At 55.1% G+C, this 17,329-nt stretch carries 17 protein-coding genes; 4 read left to right on the top strand and 13 right to left on the bottom strand.

Going from position 1 to position 17,329, the window contains the following annotated elements; translation table 11 throughout:
* Window positions 1-72: 72 nt before the first annotated feature.
* The 4 genes from DCCM_RS05565 to DCCM_RS05550 all read right to left on the bottom strand — a co-directional run bounded on the left by DCCM_RS05565 (window position 73) and on the right by DCCM_RS05550 (window position 2,651).
* On the bottom strand, window positions 73-732 hold the full coding sequence (locus tag DCCM_RS05565; RefSeq protein ID WP_104371448.1) for an ABC-2 transporter permease: 660 nt from the start codon (window positions 730-732) through the stop codon (window positions 73-75).
* Window positions 733-735: 3 nt separating this feature from the next.
* A complete protein-coding gene (locus tag DCCM_RS05560) occupies window positions 736-1,623 on the bottom strand; it encodes an ABC transporter ATP-binding protein (RefSeq protein WP_104371447.1) in 888 nt (295 codons plus the stop codon).
* Window positions 1,620-2,009 carry a GntR family transcriptional regulator gene (locus DCCM_RS05555; protein WP_104371446.1) on the bottom strand — a complete coding sequence of 130 codons (390 nt, stop codon included), beginning with the start codon at window positions 2,007-2,009 and terminating at the stop codon, window positions 1,620-1,622. Before DCCM_RS05555 ends, DCCM_RS05560 begins: the two co-directional genes overlap by 4 nt.
* A 108-nt stretch (window positions 2,010-2,117) precedes the next feature.
* Window positions 2,118-2,651 (bottom strand): hypothetical protein, encoded by a 534-nt coding sequence (locus tag DCCM_RS05550; RefSeq protein ID WP_104371445.1) that lies wholly within the window; start codon window positions 2,649-2,651, stop codon window positions 2,118-2,120.
* A gap of 150 nt (window positions 2,652-2,801) precedes the next feature.
* On the opposite strand from DCCM_RS05550, the gene DCCM_RS05545 reads away from it, so the two are divergent.
* Both DCCM_RS05545 and DCCM_RS05540 read left to right on the top strand, forming a co-directional pair.
* The gene (locus DCCM_RS05545) at window positions 2,802-2,957 is read left to right on the top strand and encodes a DUF1540 domain-containing protein (RefSeq protein ID WP_104371444.1); all 156 of its coding nucleotides are present in this window, start codon (window positions 2,802-2,804) and stop codon (window positions 2,955-2,957) included.
* Window positions 2,958-3,241: 284 nt separating this feature from the next.
* Window positions 3,242-5,029, top strand: a complete 1,788-nt coding sequence (locus DCCM_RS05540; RefSeq protein WP_104371443.1) for an Rqc2 family fibronectin-binding protein — start codon at window positions 3,242-3,244, stop codon at window positions 5,027-5,029.
* An 18-nt stretch (window positions 5,030-5,047) separates the two neighbouring features.
* On the opposite strand, the gene DCCM_RS05535 is transcribed toward DCCM_RS05540, so the two are convergent.
* Both DCCM_RS05535 and pyrE read right to left on the bottom strand, forming a co-directional pair.
* Window positions 5,048-6,526, bottom strand: a complete 1,479-nt coding sequence (locus DCCM_RS05535; RefSeq protein WP_128739096.1) for an alkaline phosphatase family protein — start codon at window positions 6,524-6,526, stop codon at window positions 5,048-5,050.
* Window positions 6,527-6,614: 88 nt separating this feature from the next.
* Complete coding sequence (gene pyrE / locus DCCM_RS05530; RefSeq protein WP_104371441.1) at window positions 6,615-7,184, bottom strand: orotate phosphoribosyltransferase; 570 nt, start codon at window positions 7,182-7,184, stop codon at window positions 6,615-6,617.
* Window positions 7,185-7,521: 337 nt separating this feature from the next.
* Between pyrE and DCCM_RS05525 the strand changes: the two genes are divergently transcribed.
* Window positions 7,522-7,698, top strand: coding sequence for a small, acid-soluble spore protein, alpha/beta type (locus tag DCCM_RS05525; protein WP_104371440.1), 177 nt, complete (start codon window positions 7,522-7,524; stop codon window positions 7,696-7,698).
* A 19-nt stretch (window positions 7,699-7,717) separates the two neighbouring features.
* On the opposite strand, the gene pyrF is transcribed toward DCCM_RS05525, so the two are convergent.
* The 3 genes from pyrF to DCCM_RS05510 all read right to left on the bottom strand — a co-directional run bounded on the left by pyrF (window position 7,718) and on the right by DCCM_RS05510 (window position 10,260).
* On the bottom strand, window positions 7,718-8,461 hold the full coding sequence (gene pyrF, locus DCCM_RS05520; RefSeq protein WP_165792026.1) for an orotidine-5'-phosphate decarboxylase: 744 nt from the start codon (window positions 8,459-8,461) through the stop codon (window positions 7,718-7,720).
* An 85-nt stretch (window positions 8,462-8,546) separates the two neighbouring features.
* Window positions 8,547-9,458, bottom strand: coding sequence for a dihydroorotate dehydrogenase (locus DCCM_RS05515; protein ID WP_104371438.1), 912 nt, complete (start codon window positions 9,456-9,458; stop codon window positions 8,547-8,549).
* On the bottom strand, window positions 9,448-10,260 hold the full coding sequence (locus DCCM_RS05510) for a dihydroorotate dehydrogenase electron transfer subunit (protein WP_165792025.1): 813 nt from the start codon (window positions 10,258-10,260) through the stop codon (window positions 9,448-9,450). The genes DCCM_RS05515 and DCCM_RS05510 overlap by 11 nt, the downstream gene beginning before the upstream one ends.
* A 56-nt stretch (window positions 10,261-10,316) precedes the next feature.
* Between DCCM_RS05510 and DCCM_RS05505 the strand changes: the two genes are divergently transcribed.
* Window positions 10,317-10,646, top strand: a complete 330-nt coding sequence (locus DCCM_RS05505; protein ID WP_104371436.1) for a LapA family protein — start codon at window positions 10,317-10,319, stop codon at window positions 10,644-10,646.
* A 79-nt stretch (window positions 10,647-10,725) separates the two neighbouring features.
* On the opposite strand, the gene carB is transcribed toward DCCM_RS05505, so the two are convergent.
* Genes carB through DCCM_RS05485 form a run of 4 tightly spaced genes read right to left on the bottom strand, consistent with a single transcriptional unit; the run spans window position 10,726 to window position 17,283 of the window.
* Window positions 10,726-13,950 carry a carbamoyl-phosphate synthase large subunit gene (gene carB / locus DCCM_RS05500; RefSeq protein WP_104371435.1) on the bottom strand — a complete coding sequence of 1,075 codons (3,225 nt, stop codon included), beginning with the start codon at window positions 13,948-13,950 and terminating at the stop codon, window positions 10,726-10,728.
* Window positions 13,951-13,952: 2 nt separating this feature from the next.
* Complete coding sequence (gene carA, locus DCCM_RS05495) at window positions 13,953-15,032, bottom strand: glutamine-hydrolyzing carbamoyl-phosphate synthase small subunit (protein ID WP_104371434.1); 1,080 nt, start codon at window positions 15,030-15,032, stop codon at window positions 13,953-13,955.
* A gap of 35 nt (window positions 15,033-15,067) precedes the next feature.
* Window positions 15,068-16,360 carry a dihydroorotase gene (locus DCCM_RS05490; RefSeq protein ID WP_104371433.1) on the bottom strand — a complete coding sequence of 431 codons (1,293 nt, stop codon included), beginning with the start codon at window positions 16,358-16,360 and terminating at the stop codon, window positions 15,068-15,070.
* Window positions 16,357-17,283, bottom strand: coding sequence for an aspartate carbamoyltransferase catalytic subunit (locus DCCM_RS05485; protein ID WP_104371470.1), 927 nt, complete (start codon window positions 17,281-17,283; stop codon window positions 16,357-16,359). The genes DCCM_RS05490 and DCCM_RS05485 overlap by 4 nt, the downstream gene beginning before the upstream one ends.
* Window positions 17,284-17,329: the final 46 nt, after the last annotated feature.

The raw sequence follows: 17,329 nt of genomic DNA, 5'->3' as shown, positions 1-17,329 counted from the left end.
TGCTGTTAGACAGCCCCATTACTGGACGTGTTTTACATGACATTATTCCACCCTAAATTACAGAATCCTTCATCAAGGCAAATCTTTTTTGCTTAAAGCCGAGACAGATCCTTTCCAGCAAAGGAACACCACCAGCAACGCAAAGGCCGCGCCCGCCACAGCACCCTGCCCGGGACTGATATCCGGCAAGTAAACGGAAACCTTCGGGACAATTTGCCCCAGTTGCATGCTGCCGAAAAAAATCAGGAAAAAAGATATGCTGTAAATCCACTGTATCTTAATGTATCCCCAGCGGAAATAAATTGCCAGCACAATGCTGTTAAACAGGAGAGCAACCAGCGCCACCGGGACTAAAAATCTCAAATCCGCGAGTAAACTGCCCGCGATGGGCAGATCGGCCAATTTTCCCAGGCATATAAAGAAAAAAATAAGAGCCAGCGCTATCATCTCCAGCGCAATCATGCCCGCGAATTTGGAATTTACCACCATCCGGGCGGAAACAGGCAGCGACCGCAGGAAAGATATGCTTTTATTTTTATCCTCGTGATAACAGCTGTAAAGGGTAAAGGTATAGGTTGTGGCGATAAGAAACACCAGCACCAACACGTACTGCCCCTCACCGGCCGCGCCCGTGCCGGCATGCATTACAGCCAGCGCGGCGGCTGCCAGCACCAGCAGCAACATCATCCTCACCTTTTGCAAATACAGGTCCTTGACTATCATATTCCACATTTTTCAAACCTCCCCCCGGGATATCACAATCATTATTTCCTCCAGGGACATGGGATGCAGATTGACATTTTCCGCTCCCAACTCCGCCAGTTTTTGCCTCAGGTCGTCGCCGCAGCTCCCGCTGACTCCCTGGTAGTTTTGATTCATCTCCTTGTAATAGGCCAGATATCCCTTCAGCCTTTCGGCCGCTCCGCTGTCCGCCGCCCTGAAGGAAACCCGGCGCCATTTATCAAGCAGGTCGTCCTTCTGGTCGCAAAGAACAATCTGTCCTCCCCTCATGAAGGCCACATAATCGGCCACCTTTTCAATGTCTGAAACTATATGGGAGGAAAACAGCACCGACCTGGATTCATCCTGAATTACCTCCAGCAGTTCTTTCAGGAACTGCTGGCGTACCACCGGGTCCAGCCCGGAGGTGGGCTCATCCAGCAGCAGCAGGCTTGGCCGGTGGGCCAGGGCCAGGCACAGGGACAGCTTCATTTTACCGCCCTTGGATAGTTTTTTTACCTTTTTGCCTGACTGCACGCCGAACTTCTCCAACAAATGCTGATAAAAGCGGTGGTCCCAGCCTTCATAGTATTTTGAAACAAATTGCCCCAGCCAGCCGGCGCTGGCTTCCTCGTAAAGATTGCATTCCTCGGGAACGTACCCTACCTGCTTTTTAATTTTTATTTCTTCCCTGCGATGATCCATTCCCAGCAGGCTGATATTGCCCCGATCAACCCCTACAAGATTCATCATTGCCTTGATCATGGTGCTTTTGCCCGCCCCGTTTGGACCAAGCAAGCCCAGGATGGTCCCCCGGGAAAAGGCCAGATATTCCACATCCAGGGTAAAATCAGGATATTTTTTGATTATACCCTTTAATTCAATGGCCATAAGGTCATTCATTGCTCCCGCCCCCTTACACTATCCAATACATCCGATAATAAAGATTTCACCTGGTCGGGCCGGATACCGGCGGCAAGCGCCTCTTCCACAATTTCCCGCAATTTTTTCTCCAGGGACGCCAATGCCGCCTTCCGCCGGGCGGAGGTATCCACCTGCGAAACGAAGCTCCCCTTGCCCGCCCGGGTGTAAATGAGGCCTTCTCTTTCCAGCTCTTCATAGGCCCTTTTGGTGGTAATGACGCTGGTGGTCAGTTCCTTGGCCAGCTGCCTGATGGAGGGCAAAGACTCGTGGGGCGTCAGTTCCCCGCTGAATATTTTATTTTTAATCTGTTCCACTATTTGCTGGTAAAATGGTGTGGGATTCTGCGGAGCCAGAAATATCAGCATAAGTCACCCCCCTGCACAGCTTATACTGTATATGCCCTATATATACAGTACATCTAAAAATAAATGCTGTCAAGATATGGCCGGGCCGGCTTTAAAGTGCTGGTTATCCTAAAGCAAACCCAGCAACTTCCTCCAGGGCTGTTCCATCTGGCTCTTTACCCTGGCGGTGTAATTCTCAATGTAAGCCCTGGCAAATTTTTTTCCGGCCAGTTCTCTCCATACCTGCAGCACGTTGCCAATAAAATGCGGGTCAAGCCGCTCCATTTTACCCAGCTTTACCAGCGGGCAAACCAGCAGGCCGTCCTCATCCAATATAAGTTTTACCCCGTCATTTTCGTCCATGAAGGGCGCCAGGGGAAAAGTCCTGCATAAAAGCGGCCGCTCCTCCCTGGGACAGGTGCCCCGGCAATACAATAAATAGGAATTCTCCCCGGGGAAAGGCTGCTCCTCAGGGGGAAGTTCAGCCAGCCGGCACCAGTCCTTTTCTCCGAACATTTTTTCTTCACCGGGCAGCAGCAGCACCCCCACCCCTTTATCCCACTCGGTGCAGCACCTGGCGCCGCAAAGCCCGCCGCAGTCCTCCTTTAACGGGGTGACATCCTCCAACAGGCCATATAGTTTTTTAAAATCAATCATATCCACGAAAACATTTCCCCCCGGCCTAAAATACTGCTCCGGCTCACGGCAGTTTGCCCGGAACTGAACTGTCCTTTGAATATTATAAATGACTCCGGCTGAAAATCATATTTTTTTATGTTTTGGGAAAAATATACCGCTGAGGAGGTGAAACCAATGCCCAATAAAATTAAGTGTACCGTAACCGAATGCCAGTATAATTCAGCGGTTGAGTGCGGGGCCCCGATGATTCAGGTGGAACGCAACAACTCCGGCAGCGCCAGTAACTCCGATCAGACCAAATGCGAAACCTTCAAGCCCAAACATATGTAAATTAAAATGGAGCGGGAGGGGGCTGCCGGCCCCCGGCCTCCCAGAAAAGCCGGAACGCGGGATCCTCGCCACGGCTGCCGGAGCCAAGACGAAGCTCCGGTAATTGAACAAGCAGGCATTTTAGCCCTTGCGCCTCACAATGGTGGGTGTCAAGGGCATTATTTATCCCTTGGGCGGCCGGTTTAATTTCTCAATCCGCTACCGCAAGGAAAATTGACCCCTCCAGGCACCGGTGCTATACTGTTAGCAGTGTTTTACCGAATATATTACCGGAGGATACTGATATGCCCTTTGACGGACTGGTGCTGGCAGCAATAAAGGACGAATTGGAACAGATAATCACCGGGGGCAGAATTGAAAAAATATACCAGCCGGCCCGGGAGGAAATAAATATCATAATCCACCAGAGGCAAGGCCGTTACCGCCTTCTTCTCTCGGCCAGTTCCGGGCTGGCCAGGATTCACATCACCGGCTGGAGCAAGACAAATCCTGCCAATCCCCCTATTTTTTGCATGGTTTTGCGCAAACACCTGGAGGGAGGCCGGATTACCTCAGTTAGCCAGCATGCTCTGGAAAGGGTGCTGGAAATAACCGTGGACGCCCGGGACGAATTGGGAAGAATGGCACCCAAAAGGCTTATCTGCGAAATTATGGGACGTCACAGCAACATTCTGCTGCTGGACAGCCAGGATATCATAATAGACGGAATCAGGCGCTACACCCATGCGGTCAGCCGCCACCGGGAGGTTCTTCCGGGCCGCCCTTATATAGCCCCTCCGCCCCAGGAAAAGAAAAACCCGCTGAAGCTGAACGAGGAGGAGTTTTACCAGGTTATGCTCTCCCGGCCGCTGAACAAAAAAGTGGCCGATATAGTCCAAAAGGATTTTGAGGGGCTGTCGCCGCTTATGGCCGGTGAAATCATTTACCGCTCCGGAATGTCCCCGGACACCCCTCTTGAGCTCTGCGGGGAATACGAATTGCGCGGTATCTGGCTGAACCTGAAAGATATCATGGAAAACGTCCAGGCAAAACGTTTCCGGCCCTCCCTGGTGCTGGACGGCAAAAACAATCCGGTTGAATTTGCCGCCTTCGAACTGACCAGATTTACCGGCTATAAAATGATTCACGGTGAAATGAACCAGCTGGTGGATGAATATTTTCATCGCAGACAGGTGGAAGAAACTGTGGAGAGGGAAAAACAATCCCTTTTAAGCGTGGTCCGGAAGGAAATGTCCCGGCTGGAGAAAAAACTCTCCCTGCAGCTGGAAAGCATCAGCGACGCCCAGGGGAGAGAGCGCCACAGAATCGCCGGGGATTTAATCACCGCCAACATATACCGGCTGAAAAAGGGAGACCGGGATGTACAGCTGGAGAACTATTACGAGCCGGACTGCCCGGCGGTAAACATCACCCTGGACCCCCGGCTCACGCCCTCTGAAAACGCCCAGCAAAATTACAAAAAATACAACAAGGCCAAAAACACCCTGGAGGCTGCCAGGCGCCAGGCCGGGATGTCGGAAAATGAATTGAGCTACCTTTCCGGGGTGGAAAACACCATCAACATGGCCGAAACACCGGAGGAAACCGGGCAAATCAGGCAGGAGCTGGCAGGGCAGGGATATATAAAGATTTATGCCCAGCCCGGGGCCAAAAAAAGCAAGGAACGGGAAATTCCCCGCCCCCTGGCATTTGTTTCAACCTCCGGCGCAACTATTCTGGTGGGCAAGAACAACCGCCAAAACGACTACCTGACCATAAAACTGGCCCGGGACGACGACACCTGGCTGCACACCAAGGATATTCCGGGTTCCCATGTGATTATAAAGTCATCCGGAAAAGAACCGGATCAGAACACCCTGACCGAAGCCGCCTCCCTGGCGGCATATTTCAGTAAAGCCAGAAAGTCCGGAAGGGTGCCGGTGGACTATACCCTGCGCAAATACGTCAGCAAGCCCAGCGGTGCAAAACCGGGCTATGTAATTTATACAAACCAGAAAACGCTGTTCGTGGACCCCGGTGAGGAACTGGTGGAAAGACTGGCCGGGGAACCCGGGGGGCAGCAGCAGGGATAACTAAAACCGCGGGGCTTTTTATTCGCTGGCCACCCCGAAATATGCGCGTATTAAAGCCGCAATATCCTGCAGCCTGGGGTTTGACAGGGAATAACCCCTGTCACTGATAGCCAGCGGCACCAGTGAATCCTCCCGGTGCAGCGCCCCGTGACTGCCGCCTCCCCGGTGACTGGTAGAATATTCATCCATAAACTCGTACCCCGGCCTTGCCGTCAGCACCACATCCCCGGCGTTTTCGCATTCCAGCAGGCCCATCAGGCGGTTGAAGGTGTCCGGGTAATCACCGTAAACGACCCTGCCTTCCCCCAGTTCCACATCCAGGACAGCGGGTTTCCCTGAAATTTCCCAGCCCTGCCCGTATTCATCCCGGTAAACATCCCCGGGCCTGAAAAATATCTCTTCACCGTTTCCTCCCCGGGCCACCCTGTACCATCCGTTTTCTTTCCAGGATATCTGGTCGATCCGGCTCTCCCTGCCTAAAGTCTCCAGAACACGCCCTCTCAGGTCGGCGTTATTATTTAGAAAATAAATATGGCACATGCGCTCGTTGACGCACACCGCCATATCCTCCCCGCCGCCAGGGGACTTGCCAAGCTTTAACAGTGAAAACCTGTTCAGTATGGCGGGCAGGTTGATAATATGCTCCCCGGATGTTTCCACCAGGCTCTGGGAGTGGTCCCCGGCAATAACAAATATGTTTTTCTCCAGCGCGTCCTCCCAGTCCCTGAAACAATTCATTATTTTTTGCAGCTGGCGGTCAACCCTGGCCAGCGAGTCCTCGGTAAGGGCAGGGTCCCGGCGATGGGCGTAACCGTCGTTATCCGGCAGGTACAAGCTAAGCAGGTCCGGCTGAAATCCGCTTCTGATAATCCATTCCGCCACCGCCCCCGAATAGCGGTCATTAACCCCGTATTTATGAAAAAAATGCTGTTGTGTCAGCAATATTCCCTTCAATCCCGGAGGAGGCACTATCCGGCCCAAAAACAGCTTTCCCGGCCCCAGGACCGGGCCTCCCAGCCCGAAAGCCGAGGCTATTTTAAGGGATAGCGGCATTTTGGTGTTATGTTCACGGCAAGCCCTGAATATAAAAGGGTTGACCGCCCCGGTGGTAAAGCCGCCCTGCTCCAGTGTTTCATATATAGTTTTAACCTTATTGCTCAGCTGATTGTGATTCAGATTAAAAAGCAGGTCCTGAACGACCCTGCGCACCCCCAGCTTGATTACCGCCAGGGGGCTCATGCCGTAATTTATTATCCGCTTCTCCCGGCGGTGATACCACACAAACCCCGGTATCAGGTGCTGAAAGGGCAACGTTCCGGTGGCAATGGAACTGGCGCAGGTGGGGGTCATGGTAGGAAACACCGACACGCAACGGTCGCTGCAAAAACCCCTATTAACAATAAATTCCAGGGCCGGAACCATCCTTCTCTCCAGTGCCCTTTTCAGTGCCTTGGGATGAAAAGAATCCACCACCAGAAATATCATTTTTTTGCCCACGGCCACATTCCCCACTCTCTGGGGTCAGGCTTGCGTTATTGCACTTTGCCTGGGCAAAGTGCAATAACGCAAGCCTGACCCCTTATCCTTATACCTGCCTGCTGCCGGGTTTCACTACGGGTACTCCCTCACGGCAGAGGGGGCACTGTTCGGGATCGTAGGAAACCGCGGGAACATTCATCAATGATTCGGTGCGAACCCCCAGGTCGGCCCCGCCGCTGCGGTTTACCAGCACCCCCACGCCCGCGACAATACCCCCTGCTTTGCGGACCACGTCGATAACCTCCAATACGGACCCGCCGGTGGTTATCACATCCTCCACCACCAGAACCTTTTCCCCCGGTCTGATGGAGAATCCCCGGCGCAAAGTCATGACGCCGTTCTCCCGCTCCGTAAAAATGCTCCTCACACCCAGTTCCCTGGCCACTTCATAAGCCACCAGTATACCGCCCATGGCCGGGCCTATGACGGTCTCCACCCCTTCCCCGGAAAACCGCCGGGCCAGTTCCCGGCACAGACGCCCGCAGTATTCCGGGTGCTGCAGCACCAAGGCGCACTGGAAGTACCTGTCGCTGTGCCTGCCCGAGGTTAAACGGAAATGCCCGGACAGCATGGCGCCTGTTTTTTCAAAAATGTTCCTCACATTATCTTCATGCAAAATATGACACTCCTTTCTAAGGTATGGGGACACACCTTCTTTGGTTGCCCATAATTCCTCACTGCTTAAATAATTTCATGAAGAAATTTCCCTATTTAATTTATCAAAAAAAAATTATACCAGAAAGCGGAGTTTGATTAAAGAAAAGAAAACAATCCCACACATTATTATTGCTTTTAAGCAAATAATATTATTGTTCCTTTTAAAATTAAATATTAGTCAGTCGCTGGTTTTAGCCTTATGATACAAGGAAGCGCCTACGGGCGCACACCCAACCCGGGAAAAGGTGCATTGCTTTTAAAAAAAGCCGTGTACCCCAACTGAAAGGGGATGGCTAATGAGCAGGCGTCGCGGCATAATGTCCGACAGGCTTAAGTTTGAACTGGCCAAGGAACTGGGAGTGGCCGACATAGTGGCCAGAGAAGGGGACTTTGGCTCTGTTTCATCAAGAGACTGCGGAAACCTTGTGAGACTTGCGATACAGCGTGCTGAGAACGGCCTTGTTCAGGGTTAACAGCGACGGAAGGGATGTGTCATCGGACACATCCCTTTTCCAATACAGCATCCATTTCCTCCGTGATAGCCCTGGCGGCGGCCGCCGGGTCCTCCGCCCCGGTAATGGGCCGTCCCGCCACTATGTAACTGGCTCCGTCCTTTACAGCTTCACCCGGAGTCATAACCCTCTTCTGGTCAGCCCGTACCGAGCCGGAGGGCCTGATGCCGGGTGTTACTATTATAAAATCATCTCCGCAAGCCCTGCGGATTGCCGCAATCTCCAAAGGCGAGGACACAACGCCGTCCAATCCCGCCTCCCGGGTAATTTCCGCCCAGGCCGTTACCCGGTCAATAATCTTACCCTGCAGACCCATTTCATTATTAAACATTTCCTGGCTGATGCTGGTAAGCACCGTAACCGCTATTACCAGTGGAGGCTTATTTCCCGCGGCTGCGGCACCTTCCCTGGCGGCCAGAGCCGCCTGCCTCATCATTTCCCTTCCGCCGGCGGCGTGAACATTAAGCATATCCACTCCCAGGCCGGCCAGAGCTCCGGCTGCCCTGGAAACGGTGTTGGGAATATCATGCATTTTCAGATCCAGAAATATTTTACCGCCCTTTTTTTTAATCTCCTTTACCATATCAGCCCCGCCGCTGTAGAAAAGCTCCATTCCCACCTTGAACATCCCGGTAAAAGGCGCCAGCATGTCCACCAGTTCCAAAGCCCTCCGCCCATCGCTCACGTCAAGGGCGACTATCAACCTATCCTTGCCATTTAACAAAAAAACCACCTCTCCGGGGTCAGGCTATTAACTTATTAACTTATTGCGCGCAATAAGTTAATAAGTTAATAGCCTGACCCCGACTTTATTGGGCTATGCCGATTATTTCATTTATGTCTTTAATGTTGTTTTCCAGCATGAATTTCTCCAGGCCGTCGATAATATCAATGGTTGCCCGGGGGTTTACGAAATTGGCCGTACCCACGGCAACGGCGGTTGCGCCGGCCATTATGAATTCCAGGGCGTCTTCCGCGCAGGTTATGCCGCCCATGCCTATAATTGGCAGCTTTACGGCCCGGTATACCTGCCACACCGCCCGCACCGCCACCGGCCGCACCGCCGGGCCTGATAATCCCCCCATTATGTTTCCCAGCACCGGCCGCCGGGATTTTATATCTATAGCCATGCCCAGCAGGGTGTTGATCATGGAAAGGGCGTCGGCGCCGGCTTCCGCCACTTTTTCCGCCACCGCCGCGATGCTGGTAACGTTGGGCGACAGCTTGGCTATTACCGGCAGGGAGGTTGCCCGCCTTACGGCTCTGATAACCTCCCCGGCGGAATCAGGATCGCTGCCGAACTGCAGGCCTCCTTTTTTAACGTTGGGGCAGGATATATTGACCTCTATGCCCCCCACGCCCTGCGCCCGGTCCAGTATTCCGGCAAGCTTATGGTAGTCCTCCACCGTATCCCCGGATATGTTCACTATTACCGGCAGTTGGTAATTGCGCAAAAAGGGAAGGGCTTCGCTGATAAATTTATCCACGCCGGGATTCTGCAGGCCAATGGCGTTTAGCATGCCGGAAGGAGTCTCCGCAATCCTGGGGGTGGGGTTGCCCTGCCTGGCGGAAAGAGTTGTGCCTTTAACCACTATGGCCCCCAGCCGGTTAAGGTCGATGATCCTCCCGTATTCGGGGCCGTAGCCGAATGTGCCGGAGGCGGTGGTCACAGGATTTTTCATTATTATTCCGCCCACATTGACTGCCAGGTTAACTCTCATAATAGACCTCCCGCATATCAAACACCGGCCCGTCCGTGCAGGCGTGTTTGTATAAAAAACCGTCGGCGGACCGGTCTTTAATTTTACAGGCGCAGGACAGGCATGCCCCCACACCGCAGCCCATTCTTTCCTCCAGTGAAACCTGCCCGGGAATCCCCAGGGAGCCCGCCATCCGGACCAGTGAGCGCAGCATCGGGGCGGGCCCGCAGGCATAAATGCGGTCAAACCCCGCCGGGCCGCTGTCGATGCGGCTTTCCAGCAGGGCTGTCACCGTTCCGTGGTAACCCGCGGAGCCATCGTCGGTGGCGGTGTGCACCTCCAGCCCCGGGGAATGCAATACGCTGGCCGGCGGCAATTGACTTGCGGATGCCGCCCCCAGGAAAAAAGACACCATATTATTGGGGGGGCATTCCCTAATCAGCTCTTCCACCAGGAAAAAGAGAGGCGCCGCGCCAATGCCTCCCCCCACCACAGCCACCCGCTCACCTGGCAGGGGCAGGGTAAATCCTTTACCCAGGGGACCCATAACATCCAGATACTCCCCGGGCATTTTGCCGGCCAGCAGGGCTGTGCCCCTGCCCGCCACCCGGTATAGCATGTGCGCCAGCCCTTTATCCCGCTCCACCCTGTGGATGCTGACGGGCCGCCTGAGCAGGGGGTCCGTGGAGTCGGAGCAGCGCAAGTGCAAAAACTGCCCGGGGACCGCAGCGGCGGAAATGCCGGGGGCGTCCACTATCATAAGACGGTGTCCCGGTATTGTTTCTTCATTTTTCAATATCCTGAATTTATGGCAGTATATCATCAAACACCTCATGAACCGGATAAAATGTTATAATTACGGCAGAGGAGGTGGCGCCCATGCAATGGTACGTCGCTCTGGGTTCCGGGTTTTTACTGCTAATAGCCATATTCGCCTACCAGAATCCCCAGGAGGTGACTTTGCGCTTTATCACCTGGGAAATGCCCCCCATACCGCTGGTTTTATTGATATTTTTCTCCACCGCCATGGGGGCGCTGATCACCTTGTTATTCAGTCTGGCCAAACAGCTTACCCAGGGAATGAAGATAAGGGAGCTGCAAAACAAGCTGAAACACTTGGAAAAACAAATCCCCTCAGCGGGCGCCCCCGGGGAAAACAATCCCCCCGCAGGCAAGGGCCGCGGCAACAACCCCCCTGAACAGCTTTAGCTCTTCCGGGGTCAGGCTATTAACTTATTAACTTATTGCGTGCAATAAGTTAATAAGTTAATAGCCTGACCCCTTATTCTTACTTAACGTACTCCTGCAGGGGGATTAGCTCGAAGGTGTCTCCTTCTTTTATTGAGATAAGCACTTCAAGTATGGCCCAGGCGGTGTCTATGGAGGTTAAACAGGGCAAACCGTGCTCCACCGCCGCCCGGCGGATGCGGAAGCCGTCCCGCTCCGGGGCCTTGCCCTTGGTCAGGGTGTTAATCACCATGTTGATGTGACCGGAGCGGATAAGGTCGTCGATGTTCGGAGAACCTTCCCGCACCTTTTTCACCCGCTCCACTTTTAAGCCTCTTTCCCGGAGAAACGCTGCGGTGCCGGAGGTGGCGTATATTTTATAGCCCAGGTGCTCGGACAATCCCCTGACTATGGGCAGCACCTCGTTTTTATCCTTGTCGGCAATGGTGACCAGTATCCCCCCCTCCCTGGGGAACAGGCAGCCCGAAGCCACCAGGGCCTTGTAGAGGGCCACGGCGTAATCCTGGTCCACTCCCATTACCTCGCCGGTGGATTTCATCTCCGGTCCCAGGGTCACATCCACCCGGCTCAGTTTGGAGAAGGAGAATACCGGGGCTTTTACCCCCACGAATTCGCTTTCGGGGTAAAGCCCGCCCCGGTAGCCCATATCCTTAAGCTTTTCACCCATAATCACCCTGGTGGCCAGGTTGACCATGGGCACGCCGGTAATTTTGCTTAGATAAGGCACTGTGCGGCTGGAACGGGGATTAACCTCCAGCACGTATATTTCATTATCGTGCTGAACGTACTGTATGTTGATCAGTCCCCTGACGTTCAGGGCCAGGGCCAGCCTGGTGGTATAGTCAACCATTTTTCTCCTGTCTTCCGGGGTTATGGAACGTGGCGGGTAAACCGCGATACTGTCCCCGGAGTGCACCCCGGCCCGCTCAATGTGCTCCATTATGCCGGGAATGAGCACTGTCTCACCGTCGGCTATGGCATCCACCTCCAGCTCCTTGCCGAAGAGGTATTTATCCACCAGCACCGGGTGTTGGGGAGTGATCTTTACCGCTGTTTCCATGTAGTTCAAAAGCTCGTCGTTGTTGTAAACTATTTCCATGGCCCGTCCGCCCAGCACGTAGGAAGGCCGCACCAGCACCGGAAAACCTATTTCCCCGGCGATTTTCAGCGCCTCCTCCACTGAGAAGGCAGTCCTGCCCGGCGGTTTGGGAATGTCAAGCTCTATAAGCAGCCGGTCGAAGCGCTCCCGGTCCTCCGCCCGGTCTATATCCTCCACCGAGGTTCCGAGAATGCCGATGCCGGCCTCCTGCAGGGGCCGGGCCAGGTTTATGGCGGTCTGCCCGCCAAATTGAACGATGACCCCCTCGGGTTTTTCCTTTTCCAATATATTCAGCACGTCCTCGGGCACCAGGGGCTCGAAATACAGCCGGTCGGCGGTGTCGAAGTCGGTGCTGACGGTTTCGGGGTTATTGTTTATAATAATGGCCTCCAGGCCCTGCTGCCGCAGCGCCCATACGGAGTGCACGGAACAGTAGTCGAATTCAATTCCCTGGCCGATGCGGATGGGGCCGGAACCCAGCACCGCCACCTTTCTGGCCGGGGTATAGGGGGCCTCGTCCTCGGTATCGTAGCAGGAGTAATAATAAGGCGTGGCAGCCTCGAATTCCGCCGCGCAGGTATCCACGATTTTGTAGGAAGGCAGCACCCCCATGGCCTCCCGCAAACGGCGGACTTCCCCCTCGCCGGCCCCGGCCAGGGAGGCCAGAATGGCGTCCGACAGCCCCATTTTCTTGGCTGTAATCATTAAATCCCTGTCAATATTCTGAATCCCGTCGGCGGCCGCCCGGGTAAACTCCACTTCAAAGTCCACCACATTCTTCAACTTATCCAGGAAAAACAGGTCCATTTTAGTAATGTCATATATGCTATCCGGGGATACGCCCCGGCGGATGCCCTCGGCCACCGCCAGGAGCCGCCTGTCATCCGGCCTGGACATCAGTTCCTTTAGTTTTTCGTCGGTTACGCTCCCGGCTTCCGGCAGGTATAATCCCTTTAAGCCCGCCTCCAGGGAGCGGATTGCTTTCATAAGAGCGGCTTCAAAGCTGCGGTCAATGGCCATAACCTCACCGGTGGCTTTCATCTGGGTGCCCAGGGTGCGGTCGGCCTGGGTAAACTTGTCAAAGGGCCAGCGGGGGTATTTAACAACCACGTAATCCAGGGCCGGCTCAAAGCAGGCATAGGTTTTTCCCGTAACGGCGTTTTTAATTTCATCCAGGGTGAACCCTATGGCAATCTTGGCGGCCACCTTGGCTATGGGATAGCCCGTGGCCTTGGAGGCCAGGGCCGAGGAGCGGGATACCCGGGGATTGACCTCGATCACGTAATATTCGAAGCTCTCGGGGTCCAGGGCGAATTGAACGTTGCAGCCCCCGGCTATGTTCAGGGAGCGGATTATTTTTAACGAAGCGGTGCGCAGCAGCTGGTATTCCTTGTCGCTTAAGGTCTGGGAGGGAGCCACCACAATGCTGTCCCCGGTATGCACTCCAATGGGGTCCAGGTTCTCCATATTACAGACCGTAATGCAGTTGTCCGCGGCGTCCCGCATCACCTCGTACTCTATTTCCTTCCAGCCGGCCACGCTGCGCTCTATCAGGGCCTGGCTGATTATGCTGTGCTTCAGCCCCCTGGCGGTTATGGACTTAAGCTCTTCCTCACAGTCAGCGATGCCGCCCCCTGTGCCGCCCAGGGTGTAGGCCGGGCGAACTATCACCGGGTAGCCTATCCGCCCGGCGAAATTCACGGCCTCATCCACCGTGGACACTATAACGCTTTCCGGAATGGGTTCCCCGATGGACTGCATCATGTCCTTGAACAGTTCCCTGTCCTCGGCCCGCTTTATGGCCTCCAGGGAAGTACCCAGCAGTTTTACTCCCTGTTCTTCCAGCACCCCGGACTCCGCCAGCTTTAACGCGATATTCAGCCCCACCTGCCCTCCCAGGGTGGGAAGCAGCCCGTCGGGCTTTTCATTGCGAATTACCTGGCTCACAAACTCCAGGGTAAGGGGTTCGATATACACCCGGTCGGCCATGTTGACGTCGGTCATAATGGTGGCCGGGTTGGAATTGACCAGCACCACCTCCATACCCTCTTCCTTCAAGGCCCGGCAGGCCTGGGTGCCGGCATAGTCGAATTCCGCGGCCTGACCGATGACGATGGGGCCGGAGCCAATAACCATTACCTTTTTAATATCAGTCCGCAGCGGCATGATTAATTAACCTCCCGGGACATTTTTTCCATAAATTCGTCAAAAAGATATTCGGAGTCCCTGGGCCCCGGGGATGCCTCCGGATGGTACTGCACGGTGCTTACCGGCAGATAGTTGTGCTTTAAGCCCTCCACCGTGCCGTCGTTTAAGTTGATGTGGGACACGGTTACGTCGGAACCCTTCAACGATTCGGCGTCCACGGCAAAACCGTGGTTCTGGGAGGTAATGTATACCCTTCCGGTAAGAAGATCTTTAACCGGATGATTGGCGCCCCGGTGTCCGAATTTCAGTTTATAGGTCTTCCCTCCCAGGGCCAGTCCCATTATCTGGTGGCCCAGGCAGATGCCGAATATGGGCTTTTTGCCGATTATTTCCCGGGCCGCCTCCACCGAGTAAGGCACGTCGATGGGGTCCCCGGGACCGTTGGAAAGCATCACCCCCGCGGGATTAAGGGCCAGTATGTCTCCGGCGGTTGTATCCGGGGGGACCACCACCACCTCGCAGCCCCTCTGGTTCAGGCAGCGGACAATGTTCATTTTAGCGCCGAAGTCCATGAGCACTACCCGGGGGCCCTCCCCGGGGACGGTGAAAATTTCCCTGGTGGCCACGGCGGGCACCAGTTCCTGGCCTGTCAGCTGGGGTGAACGCCTGGCTTTTTCCACCAGTTCCGCGGGGTCGGCGCCGGTGGTATCCAGAACTCCCCGCATGGTTCCGTGACTTCTCAGTATCCTGGTAAGCGCCCTGGTATCAACTCCGGAAATGCCTATTATACCCTCCCGGGACAGAAATTCACCGATGGTGTGGCTTACCCGCCAATTACTCGGCCTGTGGCAATCCTCCCGCACCACAAATCCCCGCACGTAGGAGCGCTTGGCCTCAAAATCCTCCCTGTTCACTCCGTAATTGCCAATCAGCGGATAGGTCATCACCACAATCTGCCCGCAGTAAGACGGGTCCGTGAGCACTTCCTGGTAGCCGGTCATGCCGGTGTTGAACACAACCTCTCCCCACTGCTGCCCGCCGGCGCCGAAAGCCCTGCCCCTGAATACCGAACCGTCCTCCAAAGCCAGTATAGCGTCCACTTATGCACTCAACTCCTTAGGGTAAATAATTAAATTTATAAAATTTTTATTCCGGCATGGGAATACACTATTTTGCCCCCCACCATGGTCAGCACCGGCAAACCTTTAAGCTTCCAGCCGGCAAAGGGAGTGTTCCTGCCCTTGCTGGCAAAACTCAACGGGTCCACCGTTTCCTCCAGGGAGGGGTCGATTATTGTAATGTCAGCCACCGCCCCGGGCCTTAAGGTATCCTTTTCAATTCCCAGCAGACGGGCGGGGTTGACGGTCATTTTGGCCACCGCCTCAGCCGGTGTAAGTATTCCCGGCCGCACCAGCTCTCTCCACACCAGGCCCACTGCTGTTTCCAGTCCCACCAGCCCAAAGGGGGCGCTGTCGTATTCCACGTCCTTCTCCTCCATTGTATGGGGAGCGTGGTCGGTGGCAATCACATCTATGGTGCCGTCGGCCAGGCCTTCCTTTATGGCTGCCACATCGGCTTCGCCTCTTAAGGGCGGGTTGACCTTGGTGGAGGTGTTGTAACCTTCCACGGCGGCATCAGTAAGGGTGAAGTGGTGGGGTGTGGCCTCGGCGGTAACCTTTAAGCCCCTGGCCTTGGCCTCCCTGACCAGCCGTACGGAGCCCCTGGTGCTCACATGGGCTATGTGCAGGGGGCAGCCTGTTAACTCCGACAGTATAATATCCCTGGCCACCATTACTTCCTCCGCTGCCCCGGGTATGCCTTTAAGCCCCAGCCTGGTGGATATGAATCCCTCGTTCATGCTCCCTCCGGCGGCCAGTTCCGGGTCCTCGCAGTGGGAAATAACGGTCAATCCCACCATGCGGGCATACTGCATGGCCCTGCGCATTATCCCGGACCCCGCCACCGGCCGGCCGTCGTCGGAAAGAGCCGCCGCGCCGGCGTTTTTCAAATCCGCCATTTCGGTCAGCTGCTCCCCCCTGCTGCCCCGGGTCAGCGCCCCGATGGGCCAGACCCGGGCCAAGCCCAGGGCGGAGGCCCTGTCAATTATATATTTGATTACAGTCTGGTTGTCGGCCACCGGATTGGTATTGGGCATGCAGGCCACCCCGGTGAAGCCGCCCCTGACCGCGGCCTTTAGTCCGGTCTCAATGGTTTCCTTGGCCTCGTAACCAGGTTCCCGCAGGTGCACATGCATGTCTATAAGTCCCGGCGCCACCAGCAGGCCCGAGGCGTCCACCGTTACCGCCCCGTCCGCTGCCAGTTTTTTTTCCAGGGCCGATATTTTTCCGTTTTCTATGAGTACATCCAGCGTTTTATCCTTATTTTCCACCGGATCTATGATCCGGCCTCCCTTGATTAGAATTCTCACTGGGCCACACCTCCCGCCAGCAGGTACAACAGCGCCATGCGCACAGCCAGGCCGTTGGTCACCTGCTCGTTGATAACTGCCTGAACACCATAAGCCACTTCAGTAGCAATTTCAACCCCCCGGTTTATGGGCCCGGGGTGCATTACCAAAGCTCCGGGCTTGGCCAGGGCCAGTTTTTCGCTGTTAAGCCCGAACAGCCGGGCATATTCCCTCACCGAGGGAAAGAGTCCCTGCTGCTGCCTTTCCAGCTGTATCCTGAGCATTATTATCACGTCCGCTCCGGACAGGGCTTCCTCCATGCGGTGGAAAACCTCAACCCCCATATTCTCCAGCCCCGGGGGAAGCATGGTGGACGGGCCGCACACCCTGACCCGGGCGCCCATCCTGGTAAAGCCCCAGATATCGGAGCGGGCCACCCGGCTGTGCAGTATGTCCCCCACAATGGCTATTTTCAAGCCTTCCAGAGCGCCTTTTTTATCCCTTACGGTATACATATCCAGCAGGGCCTGGGTGGGATGCTCGTGGGCGCCGTCCCCGGCATTGATCACCGCGGCCTTCACCTGGCCGGCCACCAGAACCGGGGCGCCCGCCATGGGATGCCGCAGAACCACCACATCCGCGCCCAGGGCGGCTATGGTGGCGGAGGTGTCCCTGAGGCTTTCACCCTTTACCACGCTGCTGCCGGAAGCTGAAATATTGATACTGTCGGCGCTCAAATATTTGGCGGCAAGCTCGAAGGACGTGCGGGTGCGGGTACTGGGCTCGTAAAATACGTTTACCACCGTTTTACCCCTTAATGTCGGCACCTTTTTAATCTGCCTGCCGATTATTTCCTTCATGGAAGCCGCGGTATCCAGCACCAAAAGAATTTCTTCCGGGCTGAAATGTTCAATTCCCAATAAATCCTTGTTTTTTAGGCCCATCTGCACTCCCTCCATTATGTTTGCCCGGGGCGGGCATAAAAAAGGC

It is taken from the genome of Desulfocucumis palustris (assembly GCF_002933875.1).
Classification (GTDB): Bacteria; Bacillota; Desulfotomaculia; order Desulfotomaculales; family Desulfocucumaceae; genus Desulfocucumis; species Desulfocucumis palustris.
The sequence above is the reverse complement of the archived record's forward strand: the minus strand, read 5'-3'. Positions and strand labels throughout refer to the sequence as shown.